Genomic DNA, 17,099 nt, shown 5'->3' with positions numbered 1-17,099 from the left:
CCGGGGGGTTGCGCCGCGTGAGGTGGGCCGGCGACCCGGCGCGAAGAGTGCGCACGGGTGGTGTCGACCTTGAGTGGTCCATCGCGCCGAGGGGGTGCGCTGTCTTGGCATCGTGAAGGACGGGTTGTGGCTTGCGCAACTGTTTGGACGGGATTGCGGTCGGTTCCGGGCGTCCCCGGAACCGACCGCCTGGGGTGACCGGGCCGCTGTCCCCTGCCGTCCGGTCACATGCGCTGGGGCGAGGTCCCACGACGTACGTGTGTACGTCACACGCTCCAGCGGAGCCACGCGTGGTTTTCCTTCGGGGTCCGCCCCTGGCCGACGCGGACATGGGTACCAACGAAGCCGTGTCGCGGGCGGTCACGCTCCGTACGGGTGAGAGCGGATACGAACTCAGATGCGGCCCCCGCCGGACACGGCCCCGGACCCCCGCCCGGCGTCGACCCCGCCCCGGACCCCTGTCCGGACCCCTGTCCGGACGCGTCCTCAGACGCGCCCCCGGCACAGACGCGCCCGCCTCAGACGCGCCCCCGGCACAACTCCAGCAGGGTCATCGCCAGCGACGTCCCCGGCTTCCCGAGGGCGTCGCGGAAGTGGCCGAGCACCTCCATTTCGCGTGAGAGGTTCACGCGCCGGCCGCCGGACGAGATACGGGCCTCCTGGATGACCGCGGACACGGCCATCCGCTCCTGAACGAGACCGATGATCCGGTCGTCGAGCGCGTCGATCCGCTCACGGGCGGAGGTGATGACGTCCGCCGCTTCTTCCGTACGGGCCCCGGTGTTCTCCGGCCGCGCCGCGCCGCGTGCCCCGGCGGTGGCGGTCGTGGCGGTCGTGGCGGTCGTGACGTTCGTAGATGTGACCGCGGCGGTGCTGGTCGTGGCGGTGCTGGTCGTGCTGGACATCAAATGGCTCCTTGGGGTGCTGCCCCGGAGCGGCAGGGCCCGGAAACGACAGAGCGCCCCGGACCTTGTCGGCCCGGGGCGCCTGGGAAGTCGCTTAAGTAACTCAAGCAGCACGACCATGGCAGCCGGACGGGCCGGTGCCATAGGTAAAGACGAAGGTCAGCTGCTTGTGCATGCGGACAGTATGGACCGTGCCCCACGCCCGGCCAACACCGGGTTCGGATGATGAGACACCGCGCCCCCCGGATCCGTACGCCCATCCCCGTCGCCCATCCCCGTACGCCCAGTACGCCCGTCCCTTGGTGCGGACCCCCATGCGCACGTCCCTCCCGGATCCGGAGAAGCACGCCTCCCGCCCCAAGTAGAATCGGAAAAACCGACCCCCGCCCAGACCCGCCGGAAGGCCGCCCGTGTCATCAGCGTCCCCCGCTGCCGAGCCCGATGTCGTACTCGTAGTCGACTTCGGCGCGCAGTACGCCCAGCTCATCGCCCGACGCGTCCGCGAGGCCCGGGTCTACAGCGAGATCGTCCCGTCCACGATGCCCGTGGCCGAGATGCTGGCGAAGAACCCGAGGGCGATCATCCTCTCCGGAGGCCCCTCCTCCGTATACGCCGAGGGAGCGCCCCGCCTCGACCGGGAGATCTTCGAGGCCGGAGTGCCCGTCTTCGGCATGTGCTACGGCTTCCAGCTGATGGCGACGACCCTCGGCGGCACGGTCGACAACACGGGTGCGCGCGAGTACGGACGTACTCAGCTGCACGTCTCCCAGAGCGGCTCCACCCTCTTCGAGGGCACCCCGGCCGAGCAGCAGGTGTGGATGTCCCACGGCGACGCCTGCTCCGGCGCGCCCGAGGGCTTCACCGTCACCGCGTCCACGGACGTCGTGCCGGTCGCGGCCTTCGAGAACGACGAGAAGAAGCTGTACGGCGTCCAGCACCACCCCGAGGTGCTCCACTCCACCTACGGCCAGCAGGTCCTGGAGCACTTCCTCTACCGGGGCGCCGGCATCGAGCCGACCTGGACCACCGGCAACGTCATCGAGGAGCAGATCGCGGCCATCCGCGAGCAGGTCGGCACCAAGCGCGCCATCTGCGGCCTCTCCGGAGGCGTGGACTCCGCCGTCGCCGCCGCGCTGGTGCAGAAGGCCATCGGATCCCAGCTGACCTGCGTCTACGTCGACCACGGGCTGATGCGCAAGGGCGAGACCGAGCAGGTCGAGAAGGACTTCGTGGCGGTCACGGGCATCCAGCTCAAGGTCGTCGACGCGGCCGACCGCTTCCTGGACGCGCTGGCCGGGGTGTCCGACCCCGAGCAGAAGCGGAAGATCATCGGCCGGGAGTTCATCCGGGTCTTCGAACAGGCCCAGGCGGAGATCGTCGCGGAGGGCGCGGCCGACGGCGAGGACGTGGCCTTCCTCGTCCAGGGCACGCTCTACCCGGACGTCGTCGAGTCCGGCGGCGGCACCGGCACCGCCAACATCAAGTCGCACCACAATGTGGGCGGCCTGCCCGAGGACCTCGAATTCCAGCTCGTCGAGCCGCTGCGCCAGCTCTTCAAGGACGAGGTCCGGAAGGTCGGCCAGGAACTGGGCCTCCCGGACGAGATCGTCCAGCGCCAGCCCTTCCCCGGACCGGGGCTCGGCATCCGCATCGTCGGCGAGGTCACCCGCGACCGGCTCGACCTCCTGCGCGAGGCCGACGCCATCGCCCGCGAGGAACTGACCGCCGCCGGACTCGACCGTGAGATCTGGCAGTGCCCGGTGGTCCTCCTCGCCGACGTCCGCAGCGTCGGCGTCCAGGGCGACGGCCGCACCTACGGACACCCGATCGTGCTGCGCCCCGTCTCCTCCGAGGACGCGATGACGGCGGACTGGACGCGGATGCCGTACGACGTCCTCGCGAAGATCTCGACCCGGATCACCAACGAGGTCGCCGATGTGAACCGGGTCGTCCTGGACGTGACCAGCAAGCCCCCGGGCACCATCGAGTGGGAGTAGCCCCACGGGACCCCAACGGGTCGACACCGATGCCGTCGCTCATTCGTCCGGGTGGCGGCATCGGCGTATGGGCTGGGTACGCTCGGTGTACAGGCGAGACTCCGTCGTATGGGAGCAATAATGAGTTCCGCACCCGAGTACGAGCTGGATGAGCGATACAACTATCCGGTTCCGCCTCCGGGTGGCTGGACCGCGGACGATCTCGACCGGCTTCCGAATCTTCCTCCGCATACGGAGCTGATCGACGGGAGCCTCGTCTTCGTGAGCCCGCAACGGGATTTCCACAGCATCGTGATCGACCTGCTGACGGGTGGTCTGCGCCGTACCGCGCCGCCGGAGCTGCGAGTACGCCGTGAGATGACGGTGGTTCTCGACAGACGCAACGCCCCCGAGCCGGACGTCTCCGTCGTACGCGCCCAGGCGATCACCAGCCGGAGCCGGACCAGCTTCCCCGTGGCCGATGTGCTGCTGGCCGTCGAGATGGTCTCCCCGGACTCCGAGTCCCGCGACCGGGACACCAAGCCGCACAAGTACGCCGCCGCCGGCATCCCGCACTTCTGGCTGGTGGAGATGGGCGGCACGGACGGTCACCCGGTCGTGCAGGTCTTCGAGCGTTCCGACGCCACCAAGACGTACGCCCTCACCGGCATCCATCACGACCGGCTGAAGCTCTCCGTCCCCTTCACCATCGACATCGACCTCACCGAGATCGACCGGCTGTAGCGCGGTCGGTCCCGCGCGGTTTGGTCCGCGCGCCCTGGTTCCGCATGCCCGGCCGGTCCCCGGTCCGCCCGGCCGTACGCTCCGGTCGCCACCCGTACCGGCCCCTCCCGGCCGACCTGGCTCACCCGCCCGCCCGGCCGCCCCTCCGGCCACCCGGTCGGCTGGCCACCCGCCCGGCCGGTCGCCCCGGCCGTCAGGTCACCCGCCCGGCCCGTGAGTTGAGCGGGATGCCGCACAGGACTGGTGAGCCGTGCGCCTTTGCCGTACGTATGGACAGTCGACGGGTCGGACGCGGATACGGAGGCTGAAACCATGATGGAGCACACATATCGGACGACAGCCGGGTACGGCTCCGCCGACGGCGGTGAGCCGGCCGAGAACGGCTGGCGGGACAAGGCGAGTCGGTACGCCCTGCTCCCGCTGAGGCTCTTCCTCGGCGTGACCTTCGTCTACGCGGGGATCGACAAGCTCACCGACACCCAGTTCCTCGCCGGCAGCGGCGCGGGCTCCATCGGCGATCTGATGCGCGCGGTACGCGGCACGTCGGCGATCCCCGGACTGGTCGATCTCGCGCTCAAGAACCCCGAGGGCTTCGGCTACGCCATCGCCCTCGGCGAGATCGCCGTCGGCATCGGCACGCTCATCGGACTCTTCACCCGGCTCGCCGCGCTCGGCGGCGCGCTCATCTCGCTGAGCCTGTGGCTGACGGTCACCTGGCAGACCGATCCGTACTACTACGGAAACGACCTCGTCTATCTGATGGCCTGGCTGCCGCTGGTGATCGGCGGGGCGTCGGTGCTCTCCGTCGACGCGCGCATCGCCGACCGGCGGCGCCGAACGCTGTAGTGGGCCAGGCTCACCGTCCCGGCCAGGAACAGCCCGCCGAAGACGACCGGGAGCGCCACGAACCACGGGGTCTGCCAGGCGTCGCTCGCGTCGCCCGCGTACAGCAGCGCCGTGGTCAGCACGGCCAGGCCCGCCACCGCCTTGCCCGGTTTGAAGCCGTGCACCAGCTTCCGCTGGGCGGGCGCGGGCCGCGCCGAACCGGTGCGTGACTCGGTCTCAGGATGCCGCACGGGTCACCGCCACTTGTCCGATGCCGACTTCCAGCCGTAGTTCAAGGGTGCCCGAGGGCTTCGCGCCCTTCGGCGCGGGCAGAGTCTGCTTCCGTTCCTGGCCGGGGGCGACGTCGACGTCGTTCGCCGCGTCTTCCGGGAACCGGATGTCCCCGACGCCCACCTCGGCTCGCACGGTGACCGGCGCGTCCTTCGGCAGGACGATCTTGAGCTGACCGGCCCCGACCTCCACCCTCGTGGACGTCGACTGCCCGGCCGGCACGGCCAGGGCCGACAGATCGAGAATCGCGACGCCCGTGCCCAGCTCGTACCGGGGTTCGACGGTGGCGACGGAGACCGGCTTCCACTCCATCCGCGCCCACTGGGTGCTGATGTCCTTGGGGAGCGCCGCCGCGCCCGCCAGCAGCACCGCCGTGACCATCGTCATCAGGACCGTGCCGAAGCCGGTGCGGCCCAGGACCGAACTGACCACCAGCCCGAGGCCGAACACGCCCAGGGCGCAGACCAGCCCGATCTGCAGGCTGGTCCCCAGCGGATTGCCGTCCCAGCTCAGCTTGGTGCCGAGGACGGCGGCGAGAACCGCGAGAGTGAAGACCGGACTCCCGATGCCGCGCGGACACCGGGACCGCCGGGGCTGTGTGGCGCCGGTGCGGTACCAGGGCTTCGGGGCGGCGGCCGCCCCGTCCGCCGCGCTCTCCGGACCCCACAGATATCCGGACGGCACCGGACCCGTCGTGCCGTCCTTGACGATCGGATCCCGCCACCACGACGGGCTTTCCGGGGCGGGTGGCGCCTTCGCCTCGGGCGGGGCGTCGGCGACCGCGTGCGCCATCGCCGGATCCAGCGGAACACCGTCGGACGGCACGGCCCGACAGTGCTGCGACCAGACGCCCGCACCCGCCGTCGCCAGCGTGAGCAGTGCGGCGAAGGCGAGCGCCCCCCGGCTGTTCAGCATGGTCAGGAACAGCCCGCAGCCGATGAGCGCCAGGAAGACGGCGGTGAGGCCCGCGCCCTCGACCCGTGCCGACAGCAGCCGCCGGATCTCGCTCTCCTCCTCGTCCTCCATGGGGATCAGAAGCCAGGCGAAGCCGTAGAAGATCAGCCCGATGCCACCGGTCACCGAGAGCACGCCGATCACGATCCGGAAGATCACCGGGTCGACGTCGCAGTACCGGCCGAGCCCGCCGCAGACACCGGCCAGCACCTTGTGGCGGGGCTCGCGGCGCAGCGGTGGACGATCGGAAACCGGACGATCCGGACGACCTGAGAGCCCCGCGTGACCGGAGCCGCCAGAACCGCCAGAACCACCGGAGCCGTCAGAAGCACCGGAGCCGCTGGAGCCGCCGGGGCCGCCAGAACCACCGGAGTCGTCCGGGCGACTCGGGCGGCCCGGGTCGCCGACGTGATCCGAGTGGCCGGAGGGTTGGGTACGGCGGTGCGCGTCGACCGGTTCGTACGGAGTCGTCGGCCCGGTCATACGTCCCTCCCCCCCGCGTGCGGTGGCGGTCGGCTGAGTCATGCGTCCATGGTGCCGGGCGCGGGACCCGGACGGCACCCGAGCCGACCCTGGCCCTTCCCTGATATCCGATTGGGGGGCGACCCTGATACCGCCGTCCGCTCCGGCGTGTGACGATCGAGTCATGCCCGCTGCCCCGCCCCGCCCCGCCACACCCTCGCGCGCCCCCGCGCCCGAGGACGTACCGCTGCGCAGGCTCTACCGCAGCGCCGACGGCCGGCTCCTCGGCGGTGTCGCGCGGGGGCTCGCCGGGCATCTGGGGCTGCCCGTCGCCTGGGTGCGACTGGTCTTCTTCGGGCTGCTGATGGCCGACGGCCTCGGGATACTGCTGTACGCGGTGTTCTGGGTCGTCATTCCGCTGGGCGTCGGCGGCCGGGCCGTCCAGCCGCGCTCCCTCGTCGAGGTCATCGACGACGGCAGACGCAGACTCCGCAAGCCCGACAAGGGCCAACTCGTCGCGATGATCGCGCTGCTCCTGGGCGGCGCGATCTTCATCAGCGACCTCGACACCTCCAGCAGCGCCAACCGCTATGTCTGGCCGATGCTCCTGGTCGGCGCGGGCGTCATCCTGGTGTGGCGGCAGGCGGACAACGCCAGGCACGCCAGCTGGACCGAGGAGGGCAGCCGCCGCCGCAGACTCTTCCAGATGGGCCGGGCCCTCGCCGGGGTGGCGCTCGTCGGCATGGGACTGACCGTCTTCATCGTCGTCCAGGGCTCGGCGGCCCAGCTCGGCAACGTCCTCACCGCCGCGATCGCCGTCATGGCCGGAGTCGCGCTCCTCGCCGGACCCTGGCTGGTGCGGATGACGCAGGACCTCACCGAGGAGCGCACGATGCGGATCCGCGCGCAGGAGCGCGCGGAGGTCGCCGCACATGTCCATGACTCCGTGCTCCACACCCTCACCCTGATCCAGCGGAACGCGGACGACGCCGGCGAGGTGCGCCGCCTCGCCCGCGCCCAGGAGCGCGAGTTGCGGAACTGGCTGTACCGACCGGAGGGCACCGGCAAGGAGGACGACGAGGAGCCGGACACGCTCGCGGACGCGGTGAAGAAGTCCGCCGCCGAGGTCGAGGACAAGCACGGCGTCCCGCTGGAGGTCGTCGTCGTCGGCGACTGCCCGCTGGACGAGAGACTGGCCGCATGCATGCAGGCCGCGCGTGAGGCGATGGTGAACGCGGCCAAGTACGGTGGCGAGGGCGGTGCGGTCCAGGTGTTCGCGGAAGTCGAGGGCCGCACGGTCTTCGTCTCCGTACGGGACCGGGGGCCGGGCTTCGATCCGGACTCCGTACCCGAGGACAGAATGGGCGTCAGGGAATCGATCATCGGCCGCATGCAGCGCAACGGCGGGACGGCGCGGCTCACCTCGGTGCCCGGGGAGGGCACGGAAGTGGAGCTGAGGATGGAGAGGGCGGACGGATGACGACCGAAGAGGGCGGACGGGCGGAAAGCGGCGCCGTCGAGCGGCGGGTACGGGTCGTGCTCGTCGACGACCACCGGATGTTCCGCACCGGCGTCCAGGCGGAGATCGGCCAGACCGAGCGCACCGGGGTGGAGGTCGTCGGCGAGGCCGCCGACGTCGACCAGGCGATCACCGTGATCACGGCGACCCGGCCCGAGGTGGTCCTGCTGGACGTCCATCTCCCCGGCGGCGGCGGGGTCGAGGTGCTGCGGCGCTGCTCCTCGCTGATGGCGGCCTCCGAGGACCCGGTGCGCTTCCTGGCGCTGTCCGTGTCGGACGCGGCGGAGGACGTGATCGGGGTGATCCGGGGAGGAGCCCGCGGCTATGTCACCAAGACGATCACGGGCACGGACCTGGTGGACTCGATCTTCCGGGTGCAGGACGGCGACGCCGTGTTCTCGCCCCGGCTGGCGGGCTTCGTCCTCGACGCCTTCGCCTCCACGGACGCGCCGCCGGTCGACGAGGACCTCGACCGGCTCACCCAGCGCGAGCGCGAGGTGCTGCGGCTGATCGCCCGCGGGTACGCGTACAAGGAGATCGCCAAGCAGCTCTTCATCTCGGTGAAGACCGTCGAATCGCATGTGTCGGCGGTGCTGCGGAAGCTCCAGCTGTCGAATCGTCATGAGCTGACCAGGTGGGCGACGGCGCGTCGGCTGGTCTGACGCGCCGAATTGACCGACGCTTCGGACCGTCCGTCCGGTTGTCCGCCGGATCCCTGCCGGTCTCCGTCACGCCCTGCCTCCGAAATGGCTCGAACGTGACGGTGTAAGCCGGTTGGGCGTCCGTCCGGGCAACCGTCCATGCCCTGCTCACCTCTTGTCGTGCGTGATGAATCTGACGGGGAACACTTTCTACGCGGTCACGATCGCGCTGGTCGTGATCGCGGTGCTGCTCCCGCTCCTGTTCTGGAGCAGGATCCGCGGGCCCGCGGTGGTGCGGGGTGCGGGACGGCTGGCGATGGTGCTCTTCGCGCAGGCGACCGCCGTGCTGTTGGTCTTCGTCTCCGTCAACAACTCCAACGGTCTGTACGACAGCTGGGGCGACCTGCTGGGCACGTCGGGCCATGTCGACACGGCCGCCGATCTGGGGCCCGACGGAACCGGCGGCAGGCGCGTCTCCGACCTGCCGACACTCCGTCAGAACTTCGAGAAGGTGACGGGGGCCGGGATGAGCCCCGGAGTGCTGCGCACCCATCTGAAGGGCGGGATCTCGGGGGTGGAGGGCGAGGTCTACGTCTGGCTGCCGCCGCAGTACGACGACCCCGCCCACCGGAACAAGAAGTTCCCCGTCGTCGAGCTGCTGCCCGGCTTCCCCGGCTCGGCGAAGAACTGGTTCACCAAGCTGGACGCCCCGGCCCGGATCGAACCCCTGATCAGATCGGGCAGGGTGGCCCCGTTCATTCTCGTCGCCCCGCGCACGATGCTGCTGGGCGCGAAGGACCACGGGTACGCGAACATTCCGGGCAGGATCAACGCCGACAGCTGGCTGACCGTCGATGTGCGCAAGATGGTCGCCGACAACTTCCGCGTCTCCCTCGACCCCGCCGACTGGGCCGTCGCGGGCTACTCGGCGGGCGGCCACGGAGCGGCCAAGCTGGCCCTCGCCCACCCCGACCGGTACTCCGCCGCCGTCAGCCTCTCCGGCTACAGCGACCCGGCGGCCGAGAAGGCGTCGATCACCGGCCGGGACCCGGAGCTGCGCCGGAAGAACGACGTACTGAACATCCTCCGGTCGGCGAAGACCCCGCCGCGCGTCGCCCTGCTGGCGACGGGTGAGGGCGCGGACGGCTATCTGCCCGGCCTCGCGCTCCAGGCCGAGGCCGAGCCGCCGACGACGGTGGATGTGAGGGCCACCAAGGGAGGGCACGCCACCTGGGTGTGGAGAGCACAGGTGCCGTATCTCTTCGAGTGGCTGACCCACCGGATGAAGCCGACGGACTGGGACGGCGGCCCGGCACGTGAGGCGTCCGCGGCCGCGGGGGCGGCGCGATGACGGCGTGGTGACTGGCATGGTGACTGGCGTGGTGACGGCCACGGGAGCGCTGGGCTGAGGACGCTGGGCCGGTGCGTCCGGGCCGGGACCGGGATCCGGGACCGCCGGGCCGGGGCCTGCGGGTCCGAACCCGCGGGTCCGAGCCTGCCGAGGGAACGACTCCATCCGTCACCGGGCCCGGCGACAGCCCTCGGCACAGTCCGTGACCGGGAGATCGCCCCCGGTTCACCCCTGCCGTGCCGCCGTGACCGTTGCGGCGAATGAGGCTTACCTGCCCTCGGACGGCCGATACGGGCCGGGCTAGGCTCCGCCGCATGGACGTACTCATCAATGTCTTCGTGGCCCTGCACATCATCGGTATCGCGGCCCTGCTGGGCGGCTTCTTCGCCCAGATGAAGGCGATGGGGCAGGGGACGGCGCGCTTCACACCGGGGATGCTGCACGGCGCGCTGACGATGCTCGTCACCGGCATGGCGCTGGTGGGCCTGAACCAGGCGGACGACCAGACGCTCGACCACGTCAAGATCGGCGTCAAGACGGCGGTGCTGGTGGTGATCCTGGGGCTCGTGTACGTCAAGCGGGACGAGGAGACGGTCGACAAGGCGCTCTTCGGCGCGGTGGGCGGGCTGACGGTGGCCAACATCCTCATCGCGACGCTCTGGACCTGAGACTGATCCGGACCCGAGGCCGCGGGGAGGTGCGGGGGAGCGCCAGCGCGGGCGAGCCCCCGGCGGGACGGTCATGAGCGCCCGCCCTTGAGAGCCGACCCGGCGCGCGGACCCTCGCGGAGCGCTGTCGGGCGGCGGACGGAGGCTGCGGCGCGGCGGCTGTGACACGGCGGCTCACGGGCGGTCGCCGAAGCTCCCCGTACCGGCCGTGGGAACGGGCGATTCCGCCGTACCGCGAACGGCCGCGACACCCTGGTTCAGCGGTCGACCGTCCACGCGGCGTCCGGGGGCGGTGTGCCCTGAGCGACGATGTGGCGGACGATCCGGAACGCCTCCCCCAGGGGCACGGTGTCCTCGTCGGGGTACTCGTCGTTCTGCCCGTTCTCCAGCACGAAGCCGTCGCTCCAGTCCTCGGCCCCCGGATCCGACGCGTGCTCGCCGGGGTCGCCCTCACCGTCGAGCAGCATCACCATCGCCCGCTCGGTGTTGGTGACGACGGCGAGCCGTCGCCCGGTCGAACTGGTCAGCCACGACTCACAGGTCCCGGCCGTCATCCTTCTGCCGATCTCCTCCACGGCCTCATCGGCCGTCACCGGCGGAGCACCCTCGCGGAACGCCCAGGTCTCTGACATGGGTACGACCCTCTCACGCGGTGACGCGGACCATCCGCCCTCCGGGCGGGGCGGATGCCGAACCCGCGTGCCGAACCCGCGTTCCGCCTCCGCTCAGGCGGGGCGCACGCTGCCGTAGATCGGCATGTAGTAGATCGACTCCTCGCGCACGTTCGCACCGGGCTTCGGCGCGTGGATCATCTTGCCGCCGCCGACATAGATCCCGACATGGCTGATGTCGTCGTAGAAGAAGACCAGGTCACCGGGGCGCAGATCCTTCGTCTCCACTCGGGTGCCGATCTTCACCTGGTCCCAGGTGGTACGCGGGAGGTTCACGCCGGCCGCCTTCCAGGCCGCCTGGGTCAGCCCGGAGCAGTCGTACGAACTGGGCCCGGCGGCGCCCCAGACGTACGGCTTGCCGATCTGAGCGCGGGCGAAGGAGAGAACCTTGTCCGCCTTGGCGGTCGAGGTGCCGCCTCCCGTGCTCGAGCCGCTTCCGGTCCCGCCGCCAGTGCCGGCATCGCTGCCCGCGCCGGGGGCCGTCTCCCGCGCGCGCTGCTGCTCCAGTCGTTTGCGCTCGGCCTCGGCCTCGGCCTTCTGTCGCGCCCGCGCCGCCTCCTCCTGCTTCGCCTTCGCCTCGGCCAGCCGCCGAGCCTCGGCCGCCTTCTCGCGCTCGATCGCCGCGAGCCGGGCCTTCTCCTGCGCCGTCAGCTTCGACAGGAGCGAGCGCGCCTCCGCGAGCTTGGACTGCACCCGCTGCTTTCCGGCGCGCAGGGCGTCCTGCGACTCGGTGAGGGACGCGAGGCTCTCGGTCGCCCTGGCCCGCTGCCGGGCGGCCTCGGCCCGCTGGGTCTCGTAGTCGGCGACGGCCTCACGCTGACGGTCCGTCATCCGGTCCATCAGCTGCGTCTGGTCGAAGTACTGCTGCGGGCTGTCCGCGAACAGCAGCGCGGCGGTCGGAGCGACCGCACCAGTGCGGTACTGCGCGGCCGCATAGCCGCCGAGCGCCCGGCGCGACTCGTTCAGCTTCTCCGTACGCCGCGCCGCCTCGTCGAGCAGCCGGTCGACCTCGGCGCGCTTCCCGGCGGTGGTCTCCTTCGCCTTGTTGAACTCCTGGGTCGCCGTACCGGCCTGCCGGTAGAGATCGTCGACCTTCTTCTGCACCTCCTCGACGGAGGGCTTCGGCACGGGCGGCGCGGCCGGGGCCGCGCCGGCGCTCTGCGCCGACAGCAGACCGACGGAGGCGAGAGCCGCCGTCGTGAAGCCGACGGCCGCAGTGGGTTTCGCGGTACGACTTCGGGGCTTGCGATGCGACACCAAGACCGGCGTCTCCTCTTCCGTTGACCGCCTACCGGGTTAGCTGTCGGGTTCGGGCGGAACGGAAGATCGCCCTACGGACCGGTACGACAGGCCCGATTCACCCCGGTTGTGCATGGTGGGTCCCCGGTTCCGAACTCCTGTGAGGAAAGCCCGGATTCGGCGTGGGCTGCCCGCTTGGCGTGGATCGCCGCGAGGGAACGGGCCGCCTGGTCGAGCACGCTAGCCAACGGTGTGGCTGCTGTGAAGGTTGATGTTCGATATGCCCGATACATTTTCGTGACCTTTCGGCGGGAGGGTGCCTCCGGCTCGGCGGGTGACGGAGAGGATTCGCCTGGTCACGGGTGGTTCGGCCCGTGACCGCCGCTCGGGCCGCGGCGGTGCCTGAGCCCGCGTACGCCCATGCGGCGGCGGGCTGTCGGTGGCGAGGCATAAACTCGGAGAGCGATGAGCAGCCTCTTTGACGAAGACTTCCTGGCGAACCTCCAGCGCACCCCGGAGGAGCCCCCGCCGCCGCCCGAGGACCATCAGGGTCCCGAGGACGAAGCCCGGGAGGAGATCCCGGACGATCTCTTCCAGGGCGCCTACGACGTGCCTCCGGCCCGTGACGCGTACTACCGCGACGGAGCACCGCGTACGGTCGTGGACCCCGAAGCCCTGCTCGACGGGCTGAACGAACAGCAGCGCGCCGCCGTCGTGCACACCGGATCGCCCCTGCTCATCGTCGCCGGGGCCGGTTCCGGCAAGACCCGTGTGCTGACCCACCGGATCGCCCACCTCCTGGCGACCCGCCGCGTCCACCCCGGACAGATACTGGCGATCACCTTCACCAACAAGGCCGCCGGTGAGATGAAGGAGCGCGTCGAGCACCTGGTCGGCCCGCGCGCGGGCGCCATGTGGGTCTCCACCTTCCACAGCGCCTGCGTCCGCATCCTGCGCCGCGAGTCCAAGAAACTCGGCTTCACCTCCTCGTTCTCCATCTACGACGCGGCGGACTCCAAGCGCCTGATGGCCCTCGTCTGCCGCGATCTGGATCTCGACCCGAAGAAGTTCCCGCCGAAGTCCTTCAGCGCCCAGGTCTCCAATCTGAAGAACGAGCTGATCGACGAGGAGAGCTACGCGGATCAGGCCGCCGGTTCCGGGGGAGGGTTCGAGAAGACGCTCGCCGAGGCGTACCGGATGTACCAGGCGCGGCTGCGCGAGGCCAACGCCCTGGACTTCGACGACATCATCATGACGGCCGTCCATCTGCTCCAGGCGTTCCCGGACGTCGCCGAGCACTACCGGCGGCGCTTCCGCCATGTCATGGTCGACGAGTACCAGGACACCAACCACGCCCAGTACACACTCGTACGCGAACTGGTGGGCACGGGCTACGAGGACCTGCCGCCCGCCGAACTCTGCGTCGTCGGCGACGCCGACCAGTCGATCTACGCCTTCCGCGGCGCGACCATCCGCAACATCCTCCAGTTCGAGGAGGACTACGCGGACGCGACGACGATCCTGCTGGAGCAGAACTACCGCTCCACCCAGACGATCCTCTCCGCCGCCAACGCCGTCATCGAGCGGAACGAGAGCCGCCGCCCCAAGAACCTGTGGACGAACGCGGGCACGGGCGCGCAGATCACCGGCTATGTCGCCGACACCGAGCACGACGAGGCGCAGTTCGTCGCCGACGAGATCGACCGGCTCACGGACGAGGGCGACGCGAAGGCCGGCGACGTCGCCGTCTTCTACCGGACGAACGCCCAGTCCCGTGTCTTCGAGGAGATCTTCATCCGCGTCGGCCTGCCGTACAAGGTCGTCGGCGGAGTCCGCTTCTACGAGCGCAAGGAGGTCCGGGACGTCCTCGCCTATCTGCGTGTTCTGGCCAACCCGGAGGACACCGTCCCGCTGCGCCGCATCCTCAATGTTCCCAAGCGCGGCATCGGCGACCGCGCGGAAGCGATGATCGACGCGCTCTCGCTGCGCGAGAAGATCACCTTCCCGCAGGCGCTGCGGCGCGTGGACGAGGCGTACGGGATGGCGGCCCGTTCCGCCAACGCGGTCAAGCGGTTCAACGTGCTGATGGAGGAGCTGCGGACGATCGTCGACTCCGGCGCGGGACCCGCCGTGGTCCTGGAGGCGGTCCTGGAGCGGACCGGCTATCTCGCCGAGTTGCAGGCTTCGACCGACCCGCAGGACGAGACCCGTATCGAGAACCTCCAGGAACTGGCGTCGGTGGCCCTGGAGTTCGAGCAGGCGCGGGGCGAGGAGGAAGGCGCGGGCACGCTCGCCGAGTTCCTGGAGCAGGTCGCGCTCGTCGCCGACTCCGACCAGATCCCGGACGAGGACGAGGAGGGCTCCGGGGTCATCACCCTGATGACCCTCCACACCGCCAAGGGCCTTGAGTTCCCGGTGGTGTTCCTGACCGGCATGGAGGACGGCGTCTTCCCGCATATGCGCGCACTCGGCCAGACGAAGGAGCTGGAGGAGGAGCGCCGGCTCGCGTATGTCGGCATCACCCGTGCCCGCGAGCGGCTCTATCTGACGCGGTCGACCATGCGGAGCGCCTGGGGGCAGCCCGCGTACAACCCGCCGTCGCGGTTCCTGGAGGAGATTCCGGGCCGGCATCTGGACTGGAAGCGTACGGGGCCGATGGCCGCGCCCGCGGGCCCGACGACCGGTCTCGGCTCACGACTGCCCTCGATGCCGTCCTCCTCGACACGCCGCTCCTCCGGTGCGTCCGGTGCGTCCGGATTCGCCACCCGGCGCGGGGCGGTGACCGACAAGCCGGTGGTGTCGCTGGCGGTCGGCGACCGGGTCACCCACGACCAGTTCGGTCTGGGGACCGTGGTGGAGGTGAACGGGCTGGGCGCGGACGCGCAGGCGACGATCGACTTCGGGGACGCCAAGCCCAAGCGGCTGCTGCTGAGGTACGCGCCCGTCCAGAAGCTCTGACCGGGCCGGGCGTCCCCGGACGGAGCGTGACCGGCCCGGTCGTGGATCGACCGGGCTCGACGTAGGCGGGTTGCGACCGGACCGGGTTCTGTTCGGACCGGGTTCTGTTCGGACCGGGCTGTGATCAGATAGGACTGTGATTCAGATGGGACTGTGATCAGACCGGGCTGAGACCGTGGCTCTGGAGCCAGGTCAGCGGGTTGATCGTCGAACCGCCGCCCGGCCGGACCTCGAAGTGGAGGTGGGGGCCGGTGGAGTTGCCGGAGTTCCCGGAGTACGCGATGACGTCACCGGCCTTGACCTTGCCGGAGCGGACCTTGGCGCTCGCCAGATGGCAGTACCAGGTCTCGGTGCCGTCGGGCGCGGTCACGATGACCATGTTTCCGTAGGCGCTGTTGAACTGCGTACGGACGGTGCCGTCGGTGGCCGCCATCACCTCGGAGCCGTACGACACCGGGAAGTCGATACCGGTGTGGAGGGCCATCCAGTTGACGCCGGACTGGCCGTAGTAGGTGCTGAGGCCCTTCTGCTTCACCGGCAGCGCGAACTTGGGGCGCAGCAGCTCGCGCCGTTTGGCCTCTTCCTCGCGCTTCTGGCGCTCCGCCTTCTGGCGCGCCTTCAGATCGATGCGCTCCTGGGTGCGGGAGGCGCGATCGCCGAAGTCACGGGCCTCGGCGCTGAGCGCGGCGAGCTGGGTGTCCAGCTTGCTGTTGGCCGACGCAGCCTTCACAGAGGGCGCGTCGGCGGCGGCCAGCTTGGTCGTCTCCTGCTTGGTCTCGCCGCCGAGACCTCCGACGGAGGCGGCGGCGATGCCCGCGACGCCCATGACACAGGCGGAGGGCACGGCGACCGTGAGGAGCGCGGAGCGCTTCGCGGGAGTGCGGCGACGGCCGCGGCCACCGCCGCTGCCGGCACGGCGGACCGGGCGAGGGGCTACGGGGGCGGCACCGGTGAGAAGCCCGTGTTCCCGGCCGGGCCCGAGACCGTCGGCACCGGTGAGGTTGTCGAGGTCGCCGAGGCTGTCGGGGTCGCCGGATCCGTCGTGCTCGCCGGGCGAGCCGAGGGCCGGGGCCGCGGCGGCTTCGGCGACCCCTTCGGCGGTCGTACCGGTGTCGGCGGGCTCGGTCCCGTACGCCTGGTGGTGAGGCTCCTCGGTCCCGTAACCCGAGGTGCCGAAGTCGGGGACCTGGTACTCGGAGGCCCCGGCGAACTCGGGCGTCTCCGCGTACTCGTGAGCGTCCGTGTACTCGGGCGTGTCCGCGCCGAGCTGCTGGTCGAGTTCCCGCATCAGCTCGGGACCGAACTCCTGGGTTCCCGAGTGGGTTCCCGAGGCGAACTCGGCGGGGAAGTCGTCGGCCTCAGCCACGCCGCCGTAACCGCCCAGCTCCTGCTCGGGCGTGTACTGCTGAGGTACGAGGGGGAGGGGATCCGCGCCGTCGGCGTTCCAGGCCGTGGCGTCATAGGTCCCGGTCTCGAAGGCGGGCGCCGCCCACTGCCCGGTGGCGTCGTACGAGAAGGTGGCCGCCGCGGTCTCGAACCGGCCGGTCTCGGTCGACTGGTTCCAGGCGGAGGCGTCCCACTGGCCCGTCGCGTCGTACGGGGCGAAACCCTGCGCCTGCTCGGTCCGCAAAGTTCCGTGCGCCTCATGCACCTCGTGAGGCTGGTGTGCCGGCTCGGGCGCGCCGTACATGTCGTAGCCGGTGGTTCCGTGAGTTCCGGTGTCCCACTGGGTCGAGTCGTACTGACCGCTGTGGCCGGTCTCGTAACCCCCCTGGTCGCCAGGGAGAGCACCGAAGAGCGGATCGGTGCCAAAGCTGCCTGTGGGGTAACTGTCGTGGCCGACGTACCCGGCGTGGGCGTGCTGGTCGTTCACCAACTTCTCTCTCGCCTCGGCA

The 17,099-nt window shown here is 70.6% G+C and carries 14 protein-coding genes and 1 riboswitch; of the genes, 8 read left to right on the top strand and 6 right to left on the bottom strand.

Features of this window, described 5'->3' with window-relative positions; genetic code table 11:
- Window positions 1–518 precede the first annotated feature (518 nt).
- Window positions 519–905 carry a chorismate mutase gene (locus ACWEFL_RS12625; protein WP_451710912.1) on the bottom strand — a complete coding sequence of 129 codons (387 nt, stop codon included), beginning with the start codon at window positions 903–905 and terminating at the stop codon, window positions 519–521.
- Between the two features lie 410 nt (window positions 906–1,315).
- On the opposite strand from ACWEFL_RS12625, the gene guaA reads away from it, so the two are divergent.
- The 3 genes from guaA (at window position 1,316) to ACWEFL_RS12610 (ending at window position 4,471) form a co-directional block, all read left to right on the top strand.
- On the top strand, window positions 1,316–2,902 hold the full coding sequence (guaA, locus tag ACWEFL_RS12620) for a glutamine-hydrolyzing GMP synthase (protein WP_451710910.1): 1,587 nt from the start codon (window positions 1,316–1,318) through the stop codon (window positions 2,900–2,902).
- Between the two features lie 120 nt (window positions 2,903–3,022).
- Window positions 3,023–3,625 carry a Uma2 family endonuclease gene (locus ACWEFL_RS12615; RefSeq protein ID WP_451710908.1) on the top strand — a complete coding sequence of 201 codons (603 nt, stop codon included), beginning with the start codon at window positions 3,023–3,025 and terminating at the stop codon, window positions 3,623–3,625.
- Between the two features lie 315 nt (window positions 3,626–3,940).
- Window positions 3,941–4,471 carry a DoxX family protein gene (locus ACWEFL_RS12610; protein ID WP_451711197.1) on the top strand — a complete coding sequence of 177 codons (531 nt, stop codon included), beginning with the start codon at window positions 3,941–3,943 and terminating at the stop codon, window positions 4,469–4,471.
- On the opposite strand, the gene ACWEFL_RS12605 is transcribed toward ACWEFL_RS12610, so the two are convergent.
- Together ACWEFL_RS12605 and ACWEFL_RS12600 are read right to left on the bottom strand one after the other, a co-directional pair.
- Window positions 4,378–4,701, bottom strand: a complete 324-nt coding sequence (locus ACWEFL_RS12605) for a hypothetical protein (protein ID WP_451710906.1) — start codon at window positions 4,699–4,701, stop codon at window positions 4,378–4,380. The genes ACWEFL_RS12610 and ACWEFL_RS12605 overlap by 94 nt on opposite strands.
- The gene (locus ACWEFL_RS12600) at window positions 4,688–6,178 is read right to left on the bottom strand and encodes a PspC domain-containing protein (protein ID WP_451711195.1); all 1,491 of its coding nucleotides are present in this window, start codon (window positions 6,176–6,178) and stop codon (window positions 4,688–4,690) included. The genes ACWEFL_RS12605 and ACWEFL_RS12600 overlap by 14 nt, the downstream gene beginning before the upstream one ends.
- 163 nt (window positions 6,179–6,341) lie before the next feature.
- Here ACWEFL_RS12600 and ACWEFL_RS12595 point away from each other — a divergent pair, with 163 nt between their 5' ends.
- From ACWEFL_RS12595 to ACWEFL_RS12580, 4 genes are all read left to right on the top strand, one after another.
- A complete protein-coding gene (locus ACWEFL_RS12595; RefSeq protein ID WP_451710904.1) occupies window positions 6,342–7,637 on the top strand; it encodes a PspC domain-containing protein in 1,296 nt (431 codons plus the stop codon).
- A complete protein-coding gene (locus ACWEFL_RS12590) occupies window positions 7,634–8,338 on the top strand; it encodes a LuxR C-terminal-related transcriptional regulator (protein ID WP_451710902.1) in 705 nt (234 codons plus the stop codon). The genes ACWEFL_RS12595 and ACWEFL_RS12590 overlap by 4 nt, the downstream gene beginning before the upstream one ends.
- A gap of 166 nt (window positions 8,339–8,504) precedes the next feature.
- Complete coding sequence (locus ACWEFL_RS12585) at window positions 8,505–9,668, top strand: alpha/beta hydrolase (protein WP_451710900.1); 1,164 nt, start codon at window positions 8,505–8,507, stop codon at window positions 9,666–9,668.
- A gap of 314 nt (window positions 9,669–9,982) precedes the next feature.
- Window positions 9,983–10,336, top strand: coding sequence for a hypothetical protein (locus ACWEFL_RS12580; RefSeq protein ID WP_451710898.1), 354 nt, complete (start codon window positions 9,983–9,985; stop codon window positions 10,334–10,336).
- A gap of 257 nt (window positions 10,337–10,593) precedes the next feature.
- On the opposite strand, the gene ACWEFL_RS12575 is transcribed toward ACWEFL_RS12580, so the two are convergent.
- On the bottom strand, window positions 10,594–10,968 hold the full coding sequence (locus ACWEFL_RS12575; protein WP_451710896.1) for a hypothetical protein: 375 nt from the start codon (window positions 10,966–10,968) through the stop codon (window positions 10,594–10,596).
- 93 nt (window positions 10,969–11,061) lie between these two features.
- Window positions 11,062–12,267: an NlpC/P60 family protein gene (locus ACWEFL_RS12570; protein ID WP_451710894.1), complete on the bottom strand. Its 1,206-nt coding sequence runs from the start codon at window positions 12,265–12,267 to the stop codon at window positions 11,062–11,064.
- Window positions 12,268–12,277: 10 nt separating this feature from the next.
- Window positions 12,278–12,439, bottom strand: a riboswitch (cyclic di-AMP (ydaO/yuaA leader).
- A gap of 272 nt (window positions 12,440–12,711) precedes the next feature.
- Here ACWEFL_RS12570 and pcrA point away from each other — a divergent pair.
- Window positions 12,712–15,204: a DNA helicase PcrA gene (pcrA, locus tag ACWEFL_RS12565; RefSeq protein ID WP_451710893.1), complete on the top strand. Its 2,493-nt coding sequence runs from the start codon at window positions 12,712–12,714 to the stop codon at window positions 15,202–15,204.
- A gap of 157 nt (window positions 15,205–15,361) precedes the next feature.
- Here pcrA and ACWEFL_RS12560 read toward each other — a convergent pair whose 3' ends face one another.
- Complete coding sequence (locus ACWEFL_RS12560) at window positions 15,362–17,077, bottom strand: M23 family metallopeptidase (protein ID WP_451710892.1); 1,716 nt, start codon at window positions 17,075–17,077, stop codon at window positions 15,362–15,364.
- Window positions 17,078–17,099: the final 22 nt, after the last annotated feature.

This window comes from Streptomyces sp. NPDC004838 (genome assembly GCF_053600955.1).
Note: the sequence above shows the minus strand (reverse complement) of the source record. Positions and strands in the feature narration are given on the sequence as shown.